Genomic DNA, 18,611 nt, shown 5'->3' with positions numbered 1-18,611 from the left:
GAATGGGTTTGCAGAACGCGCGCATGCCAAGTAATGTCGCGCGCCATGCCTTTAAGGCAACACAATATCCTGCAAAATAGCCATACAACGAGATAATTCAATGTCAGCTAATGCAACGCGCAGCGAGCGTCTCCGCCGCGGCGCCTTCAACCGCTTTCTCGACAGCGTGGAGTGGCTCGGCAACCTGCTTCCCCACCCGGTCACGCTCTTCGCCCTGCTCTGCGTCATCGTGGTGGTGGCCAGCGGTATCGCTGGCGCCCTGGGCGTCTCGGTGGCGGACCCGCGCCCGGCCAACGAGGGCGAGTGGATCGCCGTCAACTCGCTGCTCAACGCCGAGGGCCTGCGCCGCTTGATCAGCGAGATGGTCACCAACTTCACCGGCTTCGCCCCCCTGGGCACGGTGCTGGTGGCCATGCTGGGCGTCGGCGTGGCCGAGCACTCCGGCCTGCTCTCGGCCAGCATGCGCGCCCTGGTGCTCAACCGCTCGCCGCGCATCGTCACCTTTGCAGTGGTCTTCGCCGGCATCATGTCCAACATGGCCGCCGAACTCGGCTATGTGGTGCTGATTCCGCTGGCGGCGATGATCTTCCACTCCCTGGGCCGACACCCGCTGGCCGGTCTGGCCGCGGCCTTCTGCGGGGTCTCCGGCGGCTACAGCGCCAACCTGCTGATCGGCACCGTCGACCCGCTGCTCTCCGGGATCACCCAGGAGGCCGCCCGCCTGCTCGACCCCGCCTACAGCGTGGGTGCGGAGGCCAACTGGTTCTTCATGATCGTCAGCACCTTCGCCGTGACCCTGATCGGCGGCCTGGTGACCGAGCGCATCGTCGAGCCCAAGCTCGGCAAGTTCGATGCCGCCTATGCCGAGGACGATATCGACAACCAGCGCATGGAAGGCCTCTCCACCACCGAAAAGCAGGCCCTGAAGGGCACCGGCCTGGCCGCCCTGGCGATCGCCGCCACGCTGGCCCTGATGGTGGTTCCCCAGTGGGGCATTCTGCGCCATCCCGAAACCGGCGCGGTCAGCGGCTCGCCCTTCCTCGGCGGCATCGTGGTGATCGTGGCGGTCTCCTTCACGATCCTGGGCTACGTGTACGGCCGCCTGGCCGGCACCATGCGCGGCGACCGCGACATCGTCGACGCCATGGCCAAGAGCATGAGCAGCCTGGGGCTCTATATCGTGCTGGTGTTCTTCGCCGCCCAGTTCGTGGCGCTGTTCAACTGGAGCAACTTCGGCACCGTGATCGCCGTGGCCGGCGCCGACGTCCTGCAGTCCCTGGGGCTGCGTGGCCCGGCACTGTTCGCGCTGTTCATCCTGCTGTGCGCCTTCGTCAACCTGTCGCTGGGCAGCGCCTCCGCCCAGTGGGCGGTGACCGCCCCGATCTTCGTGCCGATGCTGATGCTGATGGGCTACGCCCCGGAGGTGATCCAGGCCGCCTACCGGATCGGTGACTCGGTGACCAACCTGATCACGCCGATGATGAGCTACTTCGGGCTGATCATGGCCGTGGCGGCGCGCTACCGAAAGGACCTGGGCATCGGCACCCTGGTCGCCCTGATGCTGCCCTACACCCTGTTCATGCTGATCGGCTGGAGCCTGCTGTTCTTCGTCTGGGTGTTCGTGCTGGGCCTGCCGGTGGGCCCGGGATCGGCGACCCACTACGTGCTGTAGACCTCCCCAAACCGGGTCAACGCGTCCGGCCCCGGCCGGACGCTGCATGCCACCGGGTGACGCAGACAGCGAAAGCCCCCGCCGGCAGTGCCGGCGGGGGCTTCGTCGTATCAGGCCAGCCGGAGGCTGACCGGGCGGCGGGCGGTTACTCGTCCAGGAAGGAGCGCAGCGGCTCGGAGCGGCTGGGGTGACGCAGCTTGCGCAGCGCCTTGGCCTCGATCTGACGGATCCGCTCGCGGGTGACGTCGAACTGCTTGCCGACCTCCTCGAGGGTGTGATCGGTGTTCATGTCGATACCGAAGCGCATGCGCAGCACCTTGGCCTCGCGGGCGGTCAGGCCGCCCAGCACGTTGCGAGTGGCCTCGATCAGCCCCTCGCCGGTGGCCGAGTCGATGGGCAGCAGCATGGTGCCGTCCTCGATGAAGTCGCCCAGGTGGGAGTCGTCATCGTCGCCGATGGGCGTCTCCATGGAGATCGGCTCCTTGGCGATCTTGAGCACCTTGCGCACCTTGTCCTCGGGCATCTCGAGGCGCTCGCCGAGCTCTTCCGGCGTGGGTTCGCGGCCCATCTCCTGGAGCATCTGCCGGGAGACCCGGTTGAGCTTGTTGATGGTCTCGATCATGTGCACCGGGATGCGGATGGTGCGCGCCTGGTCGGCAATGGAGCGCGTGATCGCCTGGCGAATCCACCAGGTGGCATAGGTGGAGAACTTGTAGCCGCGGCGGTATTCGAACTTGTCCACCGCCTTCATCAGGCCGATGTTGCCCTCCTGGATCAGGTCCAGGAACTGCAGGCCGCGGTTGGTGTACTTCTTGGCGATCGAGATCACCAGGCGCAGGTTGGCCTCGACCATCTCCTTCTTGGCGCGACGCGCCTTGGCCTCGCCGATGGAGAGGCGGCGGTTGATCTCCTTGAGCTCGGGCACGGCCAGCTGGACCATGTCCTCTTCGAAGGCGATGCGCCGCTGGGCGCGCTGGATGTCGCCGCGCAGCGCGGCGAGGCGGTCGGCGTACTTGCCATGGGCGGCGATGAACTCGTCGAGCCAGTCCTGGCGCGACTCGTTACCCGGGAAGGCCTTGATAAAGGTCTTGCGGGGCACCTTGGCCTTCTTGACGAACAGCTGCATCACCGCCTTTTCCTGGGCGCGCACCTGCTCGACGCTGATGCGCACCTGGCCGACCAGGCGCTCGAAGTGCTTGGGCACCAGCTTGATCGGCGAGAACAGCTCGGCCAGACGCTCGAGCTCGGCCCTGGCTTCGGGAGAGCCGCGCCCATGGGCCGCAATCGCCGCCCGGGCGCTCTCGTTGAGCTCGCGGATCTGCTCGAAGCGGGCCCGAGCCTCTTCCGGATCCGGACCGCCGGTGGTCTCTTCCTCGCCCTCGTCCTCGTCGTCATCCTCGTCGCCGTCGCCCTCGGACTCGGGGCGCGGCTCCTCCTCCGGCACTTCGGCCTCGGCCACGCCGGGGATGCCCTCGTCGGGGTCAATGAAGCCGGAGAAGAGGTCGGACAGGCGGCCGGGCGCCTCCTCGTCCTGGGTGGCGTCGTAGGCCTCGAGAATGGAGTCGACCGCGCCGGGCAGCCAGGCCAGCGCCGACATCACCTCGCGGGTGCCCTCCTCGATCCGCTTGGCGATCTCGATCTCGCCCTCGCGGGTGAGCAGCTCCACGGTGCCCATCTCGCGCATGTACATGCGCACCGGGTCGGTGGTGCGACCCACGTCGCTCTCCACGGCAGCCAGTGCCGCCACGGCCTCTTCGGCAGCCGACTCATCGGTGGAGTGATCCGACATCATCAGGGTATCTTCATCCGGCGCCACCTCGACGACGCTGATACCCATGTCGTTGATCATGCCGATGATGTCTTCCACCTGGTCGGGGTCGGCGATGTCCTCGGGAAGATGGTCGTTGACCTCGGCATAGGTCAGGTAGCCCTGTTCCTTGCCGCGCGCGATCAACTCCTTCAGACGCGACTGCTGCTGCGCATTTCCAGCCATAGAAACCCTATCTCGACGAAGAAGAATGAAGCACCTGAAGCGCTGGGGTGGAGAAAACTCATGAAGCCGAACAGTATAGCGGAAAATGCCTACCCCCCGCCAGCTCGACCCATTTGCTCGGTCACTCAGGTGTGTTAGTTTGTTCGGTTGTGCTGGCGCCGGTGCCCGCGGACCTGCTGCCAAGATGGGGGTGGCCGCGGCGATTTCAACCCCGGCTACCGCACCCGGCCGGCCCTTCACGCATCCACACGGCTCCTCAGCTCTTCAGCTCCACCAGCAATTCCATTAACCTTAGACGCGCTTCGCGCGGCAGTCGTTCGCCGCTGCGCTCCCTGGCCAGCAGGGCCGCGTACTCTTCCTGGGGCGACTGGCGACGCCGGTGGCGCCGCAGATGCTCCACCAGGCCATCGATTTCGGCCGCCCGGGCGCCGCGGGGAATCAACATCTCGCGCTGCGCCAGGGCCGCCAGCCGCTGCCCCGACTCGCTGCCGTGAAAGTGCGCCAGCAGCACCTGGGCACTGCGATAGCGCCCGGCTCGCAGCAGCGCCACCACCTCACGACACAGCCCGCTGTCCGGATCCCCCTCGGGGTACCAGTCGTCTTCGGCGGGCAGCCGCTCGACCAGCGCGGGCTCATGCACCAGCAGCTGCAGGATTCGCCCCACCAGCCCCAGCGGCGCCCTCTCGACGCCCAGCGAATCGCCTTCACCCGCCGGTCGATCGCCCAGCGGCGGCGCCATCGGTGCGACGTTGTCGGCAGCGGCCTCGGGCGGCATGGCGACATGGCGCGTCATCAGTGTCTCGAAGCGAGACTGATCGACGCCGGTTCGCCGCGAAAGTTCGCCCAGCAGCAGCGATTTCAGCACCCCCTCGGGGAGCCTGGCGATCGCTGCCAGCACCTGGCTGGCATAGCGCTCACGCTCCTCGATGCGCGCCAGGTCGCGCCCCGTGGCCGCCTGATCGAAGAGAAACTCCGACAGCGGACTGGCGCAGGTAATGCGGTCCTCGAAGGCCGCCTGCCCCTCCCGACGCACCAGAGTGTCCGGGTCCTCCCCCTCGGGAAGAAACAAAAAACGCGCCTGGCGCCCGTCGATCATCAGCGGCAGCACGGTCTCCAGGGCGCGACTGGCGGCCTGACGGCCGGCCCGGTCGCCGTCGAAGCAGAACACCACCTCGCTGACCATTCGGAACAGCCGCGTCAGATGCTCTTCGCTGGTGGAGGTGCCCAGCGTGGCGACGGCGTTGCGGATGCCGAACTGAGCCAGCGCCACCACGTCCATGTAGCCCTCGACGATCACCAGCCGCTCGAGGCGCGAGCTGGCCTGACGCGCCTCGTAGAGCCCGTAGAGCTCGCGCCCCTTGTGAAAGACCGGCGTCTCCGGCGAGTTCAGGTACTTGGGCTTGGCATCGCCCAGCACGCGACCGCCGAAGGCGATGGTGCGGCCGCGCAGGTCGCGAATCGGAAACATCACCCGGTCGCGGAAGCGGTCGTAGGTCCGTCCGCTCTCCTCGCGCTGCACCAGCAGGCCATACTCGACCTGCACCGACTCGGGAATTCCGCGCTCGCCCAGATGGCGCTTGAGCGACTCCCAGCCGTCCGGCGCATAGCCGATGCCGAAGGCCTGCTGCACGTCCGCTGAGAGGCCACGGCGTTCGAGATAGGCTCGCGCCCCCTGCCCTTCGGGCATCTTCAGGCGCTCGCGAAAATAGCTCGCCGACAGCTCCAGCAGGTTGACGCCTTCCCGGCGCTTGCGCTCGCGAGCCTGGGCCCGCGGGTCGTCATCCCCCTCGCGAGGCACCTCCAGCCCCAGCCGGGCGGCCAGCTGCTCCACCGCCTCGGGAAAGCGCAGCCGCTCGTACTCCATCAGGAAGCGCAGGGCATTGCCATGGGCACCGCAGCCGAAGCAGTGATAGAACTGCTTGTCGGCACTGACGGTAAAGGACGGCGTCTTCTCCTGATGAAAGGGGCACAGGCCGGCGTGATTACGCCCCGCCTTTTTCAGCGGCACCCGCTCGCCGACCACCTCGACGACGTCGACGCGGGCCAGCAGGTCATCGATGAAGCGCTGGGGAATCTGACCGGCCATGCGGTTATCGCCACCTCGACATAGGGCAGGTGGATGAAAGTCGCGGCGGGATCAATGGAAAAACAAGCGGCCACCCGCCGGCGGCCGCTTGGTCATCCTTCCAGGACAGCCGGGACGTACGCCTCGACCGCCCCACAGTACGGATCAGTAGAGCCGTTCGAAGCGCTTGCGCTCGCGCTGAAGCTTCTTGGCGTGACGCTTGACCGCGGCGGCCGCTTTGCGCTTGCGCTCTGCAGTCGGCTTCTCGTAATGCTCGCGACGGCGAACCTCGGACAGAATGCCGGCTTTTTCACAGGAACGCTTGAAGCGACGCAGGGCGACGTCAAACGGCTCGTTATCACGTACTTTGACAGAAGGCATTAAGCACTCACCTACCTTAGGTTTCTTGAGTTCGGTTTGTACGCACACCCTCTTCGGACAGATCTCGCGGTCGCCTAACCTCACCGGCAGCAAACTACCGGTGGCGACAAGGCAACGGATGCGGGAAATGCCCCTGGATGCACGACCCAGTCTTGCAGCGCACAGTATTTTAGTCGTCGCTCCCGCGCTTTGCAAACCATGTGAGCGTCAATGCACGCGTTATCTTGACATCACCGGTCATGTTGACGCACTCGGCTTGCCAGCCCCTGCCCGCCAGGATAGCGTGCTGTCTAGCTTTATAAGGAATTTATATATTTTCCCATGAGCGCCAGCCCATGCCCCGCCAACGCGAGTAGGCGGCACCAGGGCCAAGAGGTGGCTTTGCCGATGACCATCCGTAACCTGCTGATTACCCTGCTGACCCTCATGGGCCTGCTGATCCTGGTCGGCTCTAGCTGGGAAATTCGTGAGATTCGCGCCAAGCAGAGTGCCGCCCAGTGGGTGCACCAGAGCAATCAGGTGGCCGACCTCTCCCTGCGCGCCAGCGGCGTCATGGCCATGGAGCGCGGCATCACCGCCGCTATTCTCTCGGACCCCGATCGGGCCAATCCAGAGATGCTCTACGAAATGGCCGAGCAGCGCCGCAGCGGCGACGAGCTCTACGGCACCATCGTGGCACTGGCATCGGAGCTGACCGACGCCGATGCCGACCTGCCGCTGTCACGCAGCCTGCGACAGTTGGAACATCATCGAAACGAACTGGCCAGCGCCCGCCAGCAAGTGGACCAGCTGATCGCCGGTGACGCTCCCGCCCTGAACGAGCAGCAGTGGATACGCTTGGCAACCCGCCACATCGAGACACTCTCAGATCTTCGCGACGCCACCAATCAGTCCAAGCCCGGCAACCTCTACTCCCACACCCCCAATCCGGTGATCAAGGAAGTCTTGTTCAATGCCAGCGAGCACGCCGGCCGCGAGCGCGCCATCGTCGGCGCTGCCATTGCCCAGTCGCGCCCGCTGAGCGAGGCCGAGCTGGCGCGACTAGAGCGCTATCGCGACATCGTCGACATCTCGCTGGAGCGCGCCAACACCTTGCTCAAGCAGCTGCCCGACATCCCCGAGATGTCAGCGGCACGGGGGGCGCTGGACGCCGGGTTCCTGGGGGACTACCAGGCGCTGCGCGAGGCAGTGTATGCGGCCAGCCATGAAGGCGAGCCCTACCCGGTCGGCGCCAGCGAGTGGTACCAGAACGCCACTCGCGGAATCGGCACCCTGCTGGTGCTCTCCGAGGCGGTCAGCGAGCACTTTGAATCCCGCCTGGAACGGCTGCGGGACCACGCCCGGCTCTCACGGGCAATGGTGGCCATATCGATTCTCACCGCCGTCAGCGTCTTCCTGTTCGCCGTCTGGTCGATTCGCCGGCGCATCCTGCACCCTCTGCGCCAGCTCGAGGGGTCGATGAATCAGGTGACACAGGGCCATCTCGACCGCCCGCTGCCGCGCTTTCGCAACGATGAGATCGGCAGCCTGGCACACGCCTTCGAACAGCTGCGCGTAAGCCTGATCGACGATATTGCCCGGCGCGAGGCCAGCGAATCGGAGCTGCGCAAGCTCTCCCACGCCGTGGAACAGAGCGCGGATTCGGTCATCATCACCGACCGCGATCGCAACATTCAGTATGTCAACAGTGCCTTCGAGCAGCTGCGAGGCTACCGCCGCGAGGACATCATCGGCATGAACGCCCGCCTGCTGAGAAGCCACGAGCGCAACCCTCCAGAGGTCTACCGGGGCTTTCGCGAAGCGCTGGACAAGGGCGAGACCTTCCGTACCATCCTCGTCAATCTGAGCGCCAGGGGCGAGCTCTACTACGAGGAAATGGCGGTCTCGCCGCTGTATGACGATGCAGGGGAGATCACCCACTATGTGGCCAACGGCCGGGATATCACCGAACGGATGCGCGCGGAGCAGGAGCTAAAGAAACTCAACCAAGCCATCGACCAGAGCGTCAGCTCGATCGTGATCACCGACGCCAACGGCATCACCGAGTACGTCAATCCCCAATTCACGCGCACCACTGGCTACCAGCCCGAGGAAATCAAGGGGCGACGCATCCCCCTGCTGGAACCCGGCCGCCTGCCCCGCAGCCAGTATCAGAACCTGCGCCGCACCCTTCAGCAGGGCAAGGTCTGGGAGGGCGAGATCCTCAACCGCCGCAAGGACGGCCAGGCCTACTGGGAGCTCACCTCGATCAGCCCGGTGCGCAATCAGCACGGCGTCATCACCCACTTCGTCGGCATCCAGTACGACATCAGCGAACGCAAGCAGATGGAGGAGCAGATCAACCTGCTTGCCTACTACGACGACCTGACCCATCTCCCCAACCGCACCCTGCTGGCCAAGCGATTCGACAAGCTGGCCAAGCGGGCCTTGCAACGCGGCCAGCAGATTGCGGTCCTCTCCCTGGATATCAGCCGTTTCCATCTGATCAACGACAGCCTGGGCCACCGCGCCGGCGACAAGGTGCTACGCACCGTCGGCCAGCGGCTTGGCGAATGCGCCCGCGGCCAGGATACCGTCGCTCGCTACGCCGGCGACGAATTCGTCGTGATCCTTGCCGACGCCCCTCACTATGAGGGCGTAGCCGCCGTGGCCCAGCGCATGATCGATGCCGTGTACCGCCCCATGGCCATCGAGGGCCACGAGCTGCACATCAACATGCACGCAGGCATTAGCGTATTACCCCAGGACGGCCGGGATCTCGAGACCCTGCTCAGCAACGCCACCACCGCCCAGCACATTGCCGCCCGAGAGGGGCAGCGGGTGTTCCGCTTCTTTACCGAGGATCTCAATGCCGCAGCCCTGAAGCGGCTCGCTCTGGAGCAGGAGCTGCGCCGTGCCCTGGAGCAGAACGCCCTGGAGCTGCACTATCAGCCCAAGGTGGATTTTGCCAGCGGCGAGGTAGTGGGCATGGAGGCCTTGGCTCGCTGGCATCACCCCAGCGAAGGCCACATCTCGCCCATGCACTTCATTCCGGTGGCCGAGGAGACTGGGCTGATTCAGCCGCTGGGCGAATGGGCCCTCTACGAGGCTTGCCGACAGGGCCAGGCATGGCGGGACCAGGGCCTTGGCTCACTCAACATGGCGGTCAATCTCTCGGCCCGGCAGCTGCAGCAGCCGGACCTGGCCGCCTCGGTCGGCAGGGTCCTCGCCGATACCGGCTTTCCGGCCGAGCTGCTGGAGCTGGAGCTGACCGAAAGCGCGGTCATGGAGCGCCCCGACGAGACCATCACCGTGCTCAAGGAGCTTAAGGCCCTGGGGGTGCGCCTGGCCGTGGACGACTTCGGCACCGGCTATTCCAGCCTGGCCTATCTGCGCCGCTTCCCCTTCGACACGCTGAAGATCGACCGCAGTTTCATCACCAACATCACCACCTCCCCCGACGAGGCCTCCATTGCCCAGACCATCATCGCCATGGGCCACGGCCTACGCCTGCAGGTGGTGGCCGAGGGCGTGGAAACCCTGGCCCAAGCCGCCTACCTGCGCCGCCGGCACTGCGACCAGCTGCAAGGCTACCTGTTCAGCCGGCCGCTGCCCGCCGCGGAAACGGCCTCGCTGCTCAAGGAGCGGCCCCGCATGGCCCTGCCTCCCAGCACCCCACCCGAGGGCGACCGCACGCTGCTGCTGGTGGACAGCGACGGCGAGGCGCTCGCCGCGCTGGCCGGTGTGCTGCAAAGCGCTGGCTATCGCACCTTGACCGCCACGGGTATCGAAGAGGCCTTCGACCTGCTCGCCCTCAACGGCGTTCGGGTGGTGATCGGCGGCCTGCACCTGCCGGAAATGCCCGGGCTCGAGTTCCACCGGCGCGTCAGGGCCCTCTATCCCGAGCTCGCCTGCCTGGCCCTAGCCCGCCCCCAGGACGCATCGAGGGTCGCTGCCGCCGTCGACAGCGGCCTGCTCCACGGCTGGCTACCCGGCACCTGCCGAGAGCGAGAGCTGCTCGATCAGGTGCAGGCGGCCTTCTCCCTGGCCGCCTTGAGCGCAGCTCGCGGTGATGAACCCCTCGACGCCACGCCCTGCCCCTGACACCTAGCTCCGGCTACGACTTATCAGGCGGGCTCTGCCAGCCGACTCGTCGCAGGCGATGGCAGCATGGGGGGCGTATCAGACTGGTGCCGGTCACGCGACCCCAGCACGAAGGCGCTCATCAAGGCATTGAGGTGCTCGGCCTGTTCGCGCATATCGGAGGCAGCATTCGTGCTCTGCTCCACCAGGGCAACATTGCGCTGGGTGTTACCGTCCAGCTCACTGACAGCCTGGTTGACCTGAGCGATACCGGCGCTCTGCTCGCGAGCCCCGGCACTGATCTCGGCGATCACCGCGCCGACCCGCTCAACGCTGTGAACGATATCCTCCATGGTAGCGCCGGCATGCTGCACGATCTCTGCCCCGCGCCGGGTGTTGACCACCGATGCATCGATCAGCTGACGAATTTCATGGGCGGCATCGCCGCTGCGGCTGGCCAGGCTTCGCACCTCCTGTGCCACCACCGCAAAGCCGCGCCCCTGTTCACCGGCTCTCGCCGCCTCCACCGAAGCATTCAGCGCCAGGATATTGGTCTGGAAAGCGATGCTGTCGATCAGGGTGATGATCTCGCCAATTCTCTCGGCGGAGGCACTGATATCCTCCATGGTGACACCCACCTCCTGCATTGTGTTCTCACCCCGGCGAGCCACCTCGGCGGTGGAGAGCGCCAGCGCATCGGCCTGCTGAGCCGAGTCGGCGCTGTGGCTGACCGTAGCGGTGATCTGCTCCATGGAGGCCGAGGTCTCCTGCAGGCTCGAGGCTTCCTGCTCGGTGCGGGCGGCCAGCGCCTCGCTCCCCTGGGCGATCTCCTCGGCCGTGAGGTATACCCGCTGGGCGCTTTCCTTAACATCAAGCAACAGCCCCTGCATACGCGCCGCAAAGGCATTGAACTGGGCCGCCAGACTACCGATTTCATCATGATGGGTCACACTCAGGCGGCGCGTCAGGTCACCATCACCCTCGGCAATCTCGCGCATGGCCTGTGCGGTTTGACGCAGCCGCAGGACCGTACTGCGCCCGATCATCACCGCCACTAACACCACAAGTCCGGCGATCATGGTGGCGATCACACCGTTGCGAATCAGGTCTTGCCTAGCTCCGTCGCGCAGGCCAGCCACCAGTGTTAGCACGTTATCGGCCAGCGCATCCTCTACAACCTTCAGCCGATCTATCTTGACCGACTGCCACTCGAACCAGCGCTCAGGATCGACACCAAAGGCCTCTCGCGCGACGCTGTGAAGCACCGCCCCGCGGAGTTCGTCCAGCCGTTGGATCTCTGGGCCAGCCAGCTGCGCGTCGAGCAGCCCGCGCTGCGCGGGGGAGGCAAGGATCCGAAAGCTGTTCAGCTGGGCTTCCTGGGCGCCAATCAGCGAGACAAAGCCCCGATACCCCTCACCATCGATTCGGTCCGCGCCGAACGCACGCGAGAGCAGCGCCCGCTCGATACCAGCCAGTTCCTTGGCACGCAGGAGGTTGTAGTAGGCCGCCAAGCTACGGGTAGTCTGTGCCTCATCGGTGACATGGCTAAGCTGGCCCACGATGCCGATCAGTTCTGTGTTGAGCTCGGTATACTGGCCAGGTGCCTGGGTAACCGAGACGCCGAACTCATCCACTCGCTGTCGTAGCGTCGATAGGTCGGCCAGCTGGGCTGTGACGGTTTCGATCGGTGGCCGGACCTGACTGTCACTCGCGCCATGCCCCAGTGCCTGCAGCTGTGCCTTGAAACGCTCGATCAGGCGGTCGGTTTGTACGCGCTGCGCCTTCAGCTCGTCGCCGAACTGCCGCCCCTGGGTGCCGAGGTAGATCGCCGTGCCACCCCGCTCACGCTGAAGCTCATGAACTAGGTCCCCGGCAGTCAGCGCTAGACCGGTCAGCCCATGCAGCTGACTCATATGACTGGCCAGCTGCTGACGCTCCAGCAGTTGCAGACCGGCAAAGCCCGCCATGGCCAGCAGCGGCAGCATCAGCGCCAACAGTATCTTGTGACCAATAGAGATATGACGAAACAAGTGCATGACAATCCCCCACGCATTACCGGCAGCGCTCCTGCCGAGCTTGTTATGGTTGTTCCCAACTCAGCAGCCTAGGCCAATGCCAATATACCCCCATGATTCAGATCAATTTTTCGCCAACACTGCGAGACCGAGCGGACGTCATGCGTTGAATTTCGGACAATTCTAGCGGCTTGCTTTTCCCATCCTGCCGCTCTTGCCAACCGCCTCCTCGGCGACTTTGCTAGAATGCCGGCCTTAGCCCATTTCGCGAGCCTGAATCATGCGTGTCCTCGGCATCGAAACCTCCTGCGACGAGACCGGCGTCGCCCTCTACGACACCGAGCGCGGCCTGGCGGCCGATGCCCTCTACAGCCAGGTGGCCATGCACGCCGAGTTTGGCGGGGTGGTTCCCGAACTGGCATCGCGGGACCACACCCGCCGGCTACTGCCGCTGATCGAGCAGGTGCTCGAGCAAGCGGGGCTCTCCCGCGGCGAGCTCGACGCCATCGCCTATACCGCCGGGCCCGGCCTCGTCGGCGCTCTGATGGTGGGGGCGGCCACCGCCCACGGCATGGCCCGGGCGCTGGGCATACCGGTGCTCGGCGTGCACCACATGGAGGGCCACCTGCTGGCCCCGATGCTGGAGGACGCGCCGCCGGCCTTCCCCTTCGTGGCACTGCTGGTCTCCGGCGGCCATACCCAGCTGGTGGAGGTGCAAGGGCTGGGGCACTACCGGCTGCTGGGCGAGTCGGTGGACGATGCCGCCGGCGAGGCCTTCGACAAGGCCGCCAAGATGCTCGGGCTCGACTACCCCGGCGGCCCCCAGGTGGCCCGCCTGGCCGAACGGGGCGACCCGGGGCGCCTGCGTTTTCCGCGCCCCATGACCGACCGTCCGGGGCTCGATTTCAGTTTCTCGGGGTTGAAAACCCACACCCTGACCGCCATCCGCCGGCTCGAGGCCGAGGGCGGGCTGGACGACCAGGCACGCGCCGACGTGGCCCGCGCCTTCGAGGAAGCGGTAGTGGATACCCTGGTGATCAAGTGCCGCCGCGCGCTGGACCAGACGGGCCTGAAGCGGCTGGTGGTGGCGGGCGGCGTCAGCGCCAACGTTCGCCTGCGCGAGCGTCTGGAGCGGGAGTGCGAGAAGCGCGAGGCCCGAGCCTTCTATCCCCGCGGGCGCTTTTGCACCGACAACGGGGCGATGATTGCCTATGTGGGGGCAGCCCGACTGCTGGCCGGCGAACGCGACGAGATCGGCGTGATGAAGGCGGTGCCCCGCTGGCCGATGGAGACCCTTCGGGAGCCGTAAGCCGTAAGCCGTAAGCCGTAAGCCGTAAGCCTTGAAGATGCCTCTGCGCTGGCCAATGGCAATGGTTTTCTCTTACAGCTTATCGCTTACCGCTCCGGGCGAAGCCCGGGTTGGCTTATAAACCCGGCTCATCGCCGCGGCGCAGCCGGCGGATATTGAGCAGGTGGCGCACCAGCACCACCAGCGTGAAGGCGATCACCACTCCCGTATAGTCCGGCGCCAGCCACAGGCTGGCGAGGGGCGCGGCGGCGGCGCTGACCAGAGAGGCCACCGCGGCAGTGCGCACCCGCCAGGCCAGCAGGGACCAGAGCCCGGCGCACGCCAGTGCCACCCCCGGGGTCAGCACCAGCATCACGCCGAAGGCGCTGGCCACCGCCTTGCCACCGCGAAAGCGATGCCAGACGGGAAAACTGTGGCCAAGCAGCACGGCGAGCCCCACCAGTCCCTGGGCCCAGGGCGGCAGCCCCAGGTGGATCGCCAGCAGCAGCACCGGCATGCCCTTGGCGGCATCCACCAGCAGGGTAGCCAGCGCCAGCCGGCGGCCGTGGAGCCGCAGCACGTTGGAGAACCCGGGGTTACCGGAGCCGGCGCGGCGCGGGTCGCCCACGCCGGCCAGCCGACAAACGCTCAGCGCGCCCAGCCAGGAGCCGCTGAGATAGCCCAGCCCCATCAGCGGCAATAGCCACTCGACCACAGTCACCCGCTACTCGCCCTCCCGCACCTGATCTCGACGGCGGCCCCTGGCCGGCAAACCCCGCCGGAGCCGCATGGCCGCTGTCATCCCCTGGCCGGCTCACGTACAATCGGGCGCCTGCAGAGGATGCCGTGCATCCGCCACCACTAGTTAGTAGCCGGTCGGGGAGCCCGCCATGGACCAAGTTCTGATCGAGTCGCTCGGCGTGGACACCGTGATCGGCGTCTATGACTGGGAGCGTACCATCTCCCAGCGGCTGCTGCTCGACCTGGAGCTGGCCACCGACATTCGCCCCGCCGCCGCCGATGACGATATCACCCAGACCCTCGACTACGCGGCCATCTGCGAGCGCATCGCCCGCTTCGCCGCCGACCACCGCGTCGCCCTGGTGGAGACCTTCGCCGAACGACTGAGCGAAACACTGCGCGACGAGTTCGGCATCGCCTGGCTGCGCCTGACGGTGCGCAAACCCGGCGCCGTGCCCGCCGCCGCCGCGGTGGGCGTGCGTATCGAGCGCGGCACGCCCCCGGGGAGCCCCTGATGGCCTGGGTCAGCGTCAGCATCGGCAGCAACATCGACCGCGACCGCCATATTCGCCGCTGCCTGGATGCCCTGCACGCCGAGTTCGGCGAGCTGGCGGTCTCCCGGGTCTTCGAGAGCGAGCCGGTCGGATTCGAGGACGGGCGCAACTTCTACAACCTGGTGGTGGTCTTCGAGACCCACTGGACGGTGGGGGAGCTGCAGGCCTGGTGCAAGCGCCTGGAACTGGCCAACGGCCGCCGCCCCAACAGCCCCAAGTTCAGCCCCCGCACCCTGGATATCGACCTGCTCACGGTGGGCCGGCTGACCGGCGTCCATGACGGCGTCAGCCTACCCCGCGACGAAATCACGCAGCATGCCTTCGTCCTTCAGCCCCTGGCCGAAGTGCTGCCGGACACCCCACACCCGCTTACCGGAAGGCGCTACCTCGATCTCTGGGCCGAACTGGGCGCCGACTTCAAGGCCGCCGGCCAGCGCCTGTGGCCGGTGACCTTTCGCTGGGCCGGTCAGCCCATTTCCTCCCACGACCGAACCGACTGAGCCGACAAGCGTCAGGTCTCGTCACCCCCCAGCGCGGCAGCGATAGCCTCGCCGCGCCGCCGGGCCAGCTCCTCCCCCAGGGCGCGGCCGCGAAACCCCTCGGCCAGCAGCGCCCTTGGCGCAAGGGCTGCTGCGGCCTGCCAGCCCCGGGCCGCCGCTTGCGCGAGCGCTGGCGCCTCCAGGGCCAGTAGCGCCAGCAGCGGTGGGATGCGCTCCGGGCGCCGCCAGGCGTCGACACCGTCCAGCCAGGCCTGTACGGCATCGACGCTCGGCTCAGGCTGGCGCCACAGCTCCCGGGTCAGCGCCGCCTGACGCCCCAGGTCGCCGTAGGCCCGGGGCAGGCGCAGCCGCTCGGCGATGGCCGACCGCGCGTCCTCATCGAGGTGCTCCACCAGCCGCGCCCAGCGCCAGCGCCGCTCGCCGCCCAGGTCGGCCGGCAGCCGCTCGAGCCGTGCCAGCGCCGCCGACAGCGCCTGCTCGTCACCGGTCAGCTCGGGCAGCAGCACGGCCAGGGCACCGCACTCGTCCAGGCAGCGGAAGTAGACCGCGGGCTGCGGCTCGCCCAGGGCCTTCTCGGTTTCGGTCCAGACCCGCTCGGCCACCAGGTGAGAGAGCTCGCCGCTGTCGACCAGCTGGCGCATCAGCGTCCGGGTCTCCTCGGCGATGACGAAGCCGAGCCCGGCGTAGCGGGCCAGGAAGCGGGCGGTGCGCAGCACCCGCAGCGGGTCCTCGACGAAGGCCGGCGAAACGTGGCGCAGCACCCTCGCCTTGAGGTCGGCCAGGCCGCCGTAGGGGTCGACCAGCTCGCCCTCGGGGGTCTCGGCCATGGCGTTGATGGTCAGGTCGCGGCGGGCCAGGTCCTCCTCCAGGGTCACCTCCGGGCTCGCATGGACCACGAAGCCGGTATAGCCGTGCCCGGACTTCCGCTCGGTGCGCGCCAGGGCGTACTCCTCATGGGTGACCGGGTGCAGAAACACCGGGAAGTCGCGCCCCACCGGCTTGAAGCCGCGGCGGCGCATCGCCTCCGGCGTCGCCCCCACCACCACCCAGTCGGTGTCCTTGACCGGCCAGCCGAGGTGGGCATCACGCACCGCCCCGCCCACCCGGTAGACCTCGAGCCCCTCGATGCTGGGGTCGCGACCGTCACCCATGGCGGCCTCGACGCTGGCTGGGCACGCTGACGCGCTCGCCGCTGTCGAGGTTGAGGGCGGTCAGGCTGCCGCCCCAGACACAGCCGGTGTCCAGCGCCTCGGCGCGCACCCGGGCGCCGGGCAGCCCGCCCTCCAGCGCCGCCCAGTGGCCGAACACCAGGCGGGCCGCATCGTCGCGGGGATACTGGAACCAGGGCGCGAAGCCCTCGGGGGCGCTGTCGAGCCCCTCCTTGGCGGTGAAGTCCAGGCAGCCTTGGGCATCGATGAAGCGCATGCGGGTCAGCACGTTGACGATGACCCGCAGTCGGTCCATGCCGTCGAGATCGTCGTGCCAGCAGGCCGGGTGGTTGCCGTACATCCGCTCGAGAAAGGCGCCACTGCGCTCACCGCCGAGCCTCGCCGCCACCTCCTCGGCCAGCGCCTCGGCCCGCCCCACCGACCACTGCGGCAGCAGGCCGGCGTGGGTCATCAGGGTATCACGCTGCGCCGCATCGCCTCGGCGCACCAGCAGCGGGCGCGACTGCAGCCAGTCGAGCAGCGCCTCGCGGTCCGGGGCGGCGAGGATGGCGTCCAGGGTGTCCTTACGGTTGAGCGCGGCCCCGCCGCGGGCCACCGCTAGCAGGTGCAGGTCATGGTTACCCAGCACCGTCAGGGCGGCCTCGCCCAGGGCGCGCACCTCGCGCAGGCAAGCCAGCGAGCCCGGCCCGCGGTTGATCAGGTCGCCGGCCAGCCACAGCCGGTCGCGGCGAGGGTCGAAGTCGAGCCGCTCGAGCAGTTCGACGAATTCGGCGTGGCAACCCTGGAGGTCGCCGATGGCGTAGGTGGTCATGGCCACTCCCTGTGCGATATCGAGGCGCGCCGGACGCTCCGCGTCAGTGGACCTGGTTGGGACCGGCCAGCCGGAAGGGCGGCACCGCCACCTCGAAGGGCCGCTGGCTGGCGGTATCCACGCAGGTGTAGTCGCCCTCCATCACCCCCACCGGGCCGTCGAGAATCGCCCGGCTGGTGTAGCGGAAGGTCTGCCCGGGGCCGATCATCGGCTGCTGGCCCACGACCCCCTTCCCGCGCACTTCCTGCACCTTGCCGCTACCCTGGGTGATCTTCCAGTGGCGCGCCAGCAGCTGCACGCTGCGCGGCGAGTGGTTATGAATGGTCACCGTGTAGCTGAACACATAGCGCGACTCGTCCGCCGAGGACTCCTCCTCGCGGAAGGCCGGCTCCACGTCGATGCGAATCTCGCCGGCATGGGGAGTCTCCGAAGCCTGGGTCATGGGGTTGCCTCCGTCGCGGCCAGATGGTTGGCGATACGCACGAACTCTTCCACGTTCAGGGTCTGGGGGCGACGCGCGGGGTCGATCCCCAGGGCCTCGAGTGCAGCCCCGTCGACCAGCCCCTTGAGGTTGTTGCGCAGCGTCTTGCGCCGCTGCCCGAAGGCCTGGCGCACCAGGCGAAACAGCAGCGCCTCGTCCTCGGCCGGATGCGGCGGCTCGCCGTAGGGGGTCAGCCGCACGATGGCGGAGTCGACCTTGGGGCGTGGCACGAAGGCTTCCGGCGGCACCACGAACAGCGCATCCACGCGGCAGCGGTACTGAGCCATCACCGAGAGCCGCCCCCAGTCGGCCCCGCCAGGGGCCGCCGCGAGCCGGTCGACCACCTCCTTCTGCAGCATGAAGTGCATGTCGGCGACGGCATCGCCCGCCTCGAGCAGGTGACCGATCAGCGGCGTGGAGATATTGTAGGGCAGGTTGCCCACCACGCGCAGCGGCTCGCCCGCGCCGCGCAGGGCGCGAAAATCAAACTTGAGGGCGTCGCCCTCGTGGATCACGAAGTCGGGGTGGTTGAAGAACTGCACCCGCAGCCCCGGTATCAGGTCGCGGTCGAGCTCGATCACCTCGAGGCGACCGCCGGCGGCCTCCAGCAGCGGCTCGGTGAGGGCGCCCTGGCCGGGGCCGATCTCCACCAGGCGGTCGTCGGGGCGCGGCGCGATGGCCCGCACGATGCGCGAGATGATGCCGGGGTCGCGCAGGAAGTTCTGGCCGAAGCGCTTACGGGCCCGGTGAACCGGGGGGCGAGCTGCCATTCAGGGGTGTCCTTCTGTCTCTGTCTTGAGTGCGGTAGTGACTTCAATGCGGGGCTGATCTGGCGGCACGCCTGCGAGCGGGGCCGGCCTTCCGGAGGCGCTGTGAATA

At 67.4% G+C, this 18,611-nt stretch carries 14 protein-coding genes; 5 read left to right on the top strand and 9 right to left on the bottom strand.

The annotated features are described in order from the left end of the window. The first annotated feature begins 100 nt into the window (after positions 1-100). On the top strand, positions 101-1,672 hold the full coding sequence (locus tag ACZIYR_RS03985; protein WP_483528273.1) for an AbgT family transporter: 1,572 nt from the start codon (positions 101-103) through the stop codon (positions 1,670-1,672). A 145-nt stretch (positions 1,673-1,817) separates the two neighbouring features. Here the strand turns inward: ACZIYR_RS03985 and rpoD are convergent, their stop codons facing one another. The 3 genes from rpoD to rpsU form a co-directional block, all read right to left on the bottom strand. Beyond that, positions 1,818-3,665: an RNA polymerase sigma factor RpoD gene (rpoD, locus tag ACZIYR_RS03980; RefSeq protein WP_483528272.1), complete on the bottom strand. Its 1,848-nt coding sequence runs from the start codon at positions 3,663-3,665 to the stop codon at positions 1,818-1,820. A 256-nt stretch (positions 3,666-3,921) separates the two neighbouring features. Next, entirely contained in the window at positions 3,922-5,751 is a 1,830-nt protein-coding gene (dnaG, locus tag ACZIYR_RS03975; protein ID WP_483528271.1) for a DNA primase, read from the bottom strand. Between the two features lie 144 nt (positions 5,752-5,895). Next, positions 5,896-6,111, bottom strand: coding sequence for a 30S ribosomal protein S21 (gene rpsU / locus ACZIYR_RS03970; protein ID WP_010629611.1), 216 nt, complete (start codon positions 6,109-6,111; stop codon positions 5,896-5,898). A gap of 387 nt (positions 6,112-6,498) precedes the next feature. Here rpsU and ACZIYR_RS03965 point away from each other — a divergent pair, with 387 nt between their 5' ends. Then, on the top strand, positions 6,499-10,194 hold the full coding sequence (locus ACZIYR_RS03965) for an EAL domain-containing protein (RefSeq protein WP_483528270.1): 3,696 nt from the start codon (positions 6,499-6,501) through the stop codon (positions 10,192-10,194). Positions 10,195-10,217: 23 nt separating this feature from the next. Here the strand turns inward: ACZIYR_RS03965 and ACZIYR_RS03960 are convergent, their stop codons facing one another. Continuing rightward, positions 10,218-12,209 (bottom strand): methyl-accepting chemotaxis protein, encoded by a 1,992-nt coding sequence (locus tag ACZIYR_RS03960; protein ID WP_483528269.1) that lies wholly within the window; start codon positions 12,207-12,209, stop codon positions 10,218-10,220. Between the two features lie 259 nt (positions 12,210-12,468). Between ACZIYR_RS03960 and tsaD the strand changes: the two genes are divergently transcribed. Continuing rightward, positions 12,469-13,497 carry a tRNA (adenosine(37)-N6)-threonylcarbamoyltransferase complex transferase subunit TsaD gene (gene tsaD / locus ACZIYR_RS03955; protein WP_483528268.1) on the top strand — a complete coding sequence of 343 codons (1,029 nt, stop codon included), beginning with the start codon at positions 12,469-12,471 and terminating at the stop codon, positions 13,495-13,497. Between the two features lie 115 nt (positions 13,498-13,612). Here the strand turns inward: tsaD and plsY are convergent, their stop codons facing one another. Continuing rightward, positions 13,613-14,167, bottom strand: coding sequence for a glycerol-3-phosphate 1-O-acyltransferase PlsY (gene plsY, locus ACZIYR_RS03950; RefSeq protein ID WP_483529042.1), 555 nt, complete (start codon positions 14,165-14,167; stop codon positions 13,613-13,615). A gap of 199 nt (positions 14,168-14,366) precedes the next feature. Here plsY and folB point away from each other — a divergent pair, with 199 nt between their 5' ends. Both folB and folK read left to right on the top strand, forming a co-directional pair. Then, positions 14,367-14,732, top strand: a complete 366-nt coding sequence (gene folB / locus ACZIYR_RS03945; RefSeq protein ID WP_483528267.1) for a dihydroneopterin aldolase — start codon at positions 14,367-14,369, stop codon at positions 14,730-14,732. Beyond that, complete coding sequence (gene folK, locus ACZIYR_RS03940; protein ID WP_483528266.1) at positions 14,732-15,271, top strand: 2-amino-4-hydroxy-6-hydroxymethyldihydropteridine diphosphokinase; 540 nt, start codon at positions 14,732-14,734, stop codon at positions 15,269-15,271. The genes folB and folK overlap by 1 nt, the downstream gene beginning before the upstream one ends. Positions 15,272-15,282: 11 nt before the next feature. Here the strand turns inward: folK and ACZIYR_RS03935 are convergent, their stop codons facing one another. Genes ACZIYR_RS03935 through rsmA form a run of 4 tightly spaced genes read right to left on the bottom strand, consistent with a single transcriptional unit; the run spans position 15,283 to position 18,502 of the window. Further along, entirely contained in the window at positions 15,283-16,422 is a 1,140-nt protein-coding gene (locus tag ACZIYR_RS03935; protein ID WP_483528265.1) for a tRNA nucleotidyltransferase/poly(A) polymerase-related protein, read from the bottom strand. Further along, complete coding sequence (locus ACZIYR_RS03930) at positions 16,415-17,251, bottom strand: symmetrical bis(5'-nucleosyl)-tetraphosphatase (RefSeq protein ID WP_483528264.1); 837 nt, start codon at positions 17,249-17,251, stop codon at positions 16,415-16,417. The genes ACZIYR_RS03935 and ACZIYR_RS03930 overlap by 8 nt, the downstream gene beginning before the upstream one ends. A 43-nt stretch (positions 17,252-17,294) precedes the next feature. Further along, positions 17,295-17,693 carry a Co2+/Mg2+ efflux protein ApaG gene (apaG, locus tag ACZIYR_RS03925; RefSeq protein WP_483528263.1) on the bottom strand — a complete coding sequence of 133 codons (399 nt, stop codon included), beginning with the start codon at positions 17,691-17,693 and terminating at the stop codon, positions 17,295-17,297. Next, the gene (rsmA, locus tag ACZIYR_RS03920; protein WP_483528262.1) at positions 17,690-18,502 is read right to left on the bottom strand and encodes a 16S rRNA (adenine(1518)-N(6)/adenine(1519)-N(6))-dimethyltransferase RsmA; all 813 of its coding nucleotides are present in this window, start codon (positions 18,500-18,502) and stop codon (positions 17,690-17,692) included. Before rsmA ends, apaG begins: the two co-directional genes overlap by 4 nt. Between the last annotated feature and the right edge of the window lie 109 nt (positions 18,503-18,611).

It is taken from the genome of Billgrantia sp. NRB1, from assembly GCF_056921725.1.
Note: the sequence above shows the minus strand (reverse complement) of the source record. Positions and strands in the feature narration are given on the sequence as shown.

Excerpts from the sequence above, each read along its gene's own strand:
- dnaG (WP_483528271.1), bottom strand. The coding sequence starts at position 5,751 with ATGGCCGGTCAGATTCCCCAGCGCTTCATCGATGACCTGCTGGCCCGC.
- ACZIYR_RS03960 (WP_483528269.1), bottom strand. The coding sequence starts at position 12,209 with ATGCACTTGTTTCGTCATATCTCTATTGGTCACAAGATACTGTTGGCG.
- apaG (WP_483528263.1), bottom strand. The coding sequence starts at position 17,693 with ATGACCCAGGCTTCGGAGACTCCCCATGCCGGCGAGATTCGCATCGAC.
- folB (WP_483528267.1), top strand. The coding sequence starts at position 14,367 with ATGGACCAAGTTCTGATCGAGTCGCTCGGCGTGGACACCGTGATCGGC.
- rpsU (WP_010629611.1), bottom strand. The coding sequence starts at position 6,111 with ATGCCTTCTGTCAAAGTACGTGATAACGAGCCGTTTGACGTCGCCCTG.
- tsaD (WP_483528268.1), top strand. The coding sequence starts at position 12,469 with ATGCGTGTCCTCGGCATCGAAACCTCCTGCGACGAGACCGGCGTCGCC.
- ACZIYR_RS03935 (WP_483528265.1), bottom strand. The coding sequence starts at position 16,422 with ATGGGTGACGGTCGCGACCCCAGCATCGAGGGGCTCGAGGTCTACCGG.
- ACZIYR_RS03965 (WP_483528270.1), top strand. The coding sequence starts at position 6,499 with ATGACCATCCGTAACCTGCTGATTACCCTGCTGACCCTCATGGGCCTG.
- plsY (WP_483529042.1), bottom strand. The coding sequence starts at position 14,167 with ATGGGGCTGGGCTATCTCAGCGGCTCCTGGCTGGGCGCGCTGAGCGTT.
- rsmA (WP_483528262.1), bottom strand. The coding sequence starts at position 18,502 with ATGGCAGCTCGCCCCCCGGTTCACCGGGCCCGTAAGCGCTTCGGCCAG.
- ACZIYR_RS03930 (WP_483528264.1), bottom strand. The coding sequence starts at position 17,251 with ATGACCACCTACGCCATCGGCGACCTCCAGGGTTGCCACGCCGAATTC.
- rpoD (WP_483528272.1), bottom strand. The coding sequence starts at position 3,665 with ATGGCTGGAAATGCGCAGCAGCAGTCGCGTCTGAAGGAGTTGATCGCG.
- folK (WP_483528266.1), top strand. The coding sequence starts at position 14,732 with ATGGCCTGGGTCAGCGTCAGCATCGGCAGCAACATCGACCGCGACCGC.
- ACZIYR_RS03985 (WP_483528273.1), top strand. The coding sequence starts at position 101 with ATGTCAGCTAATGCAACGCGCAGCGAGCGTCTCCGCCGCGGCGCCTTC.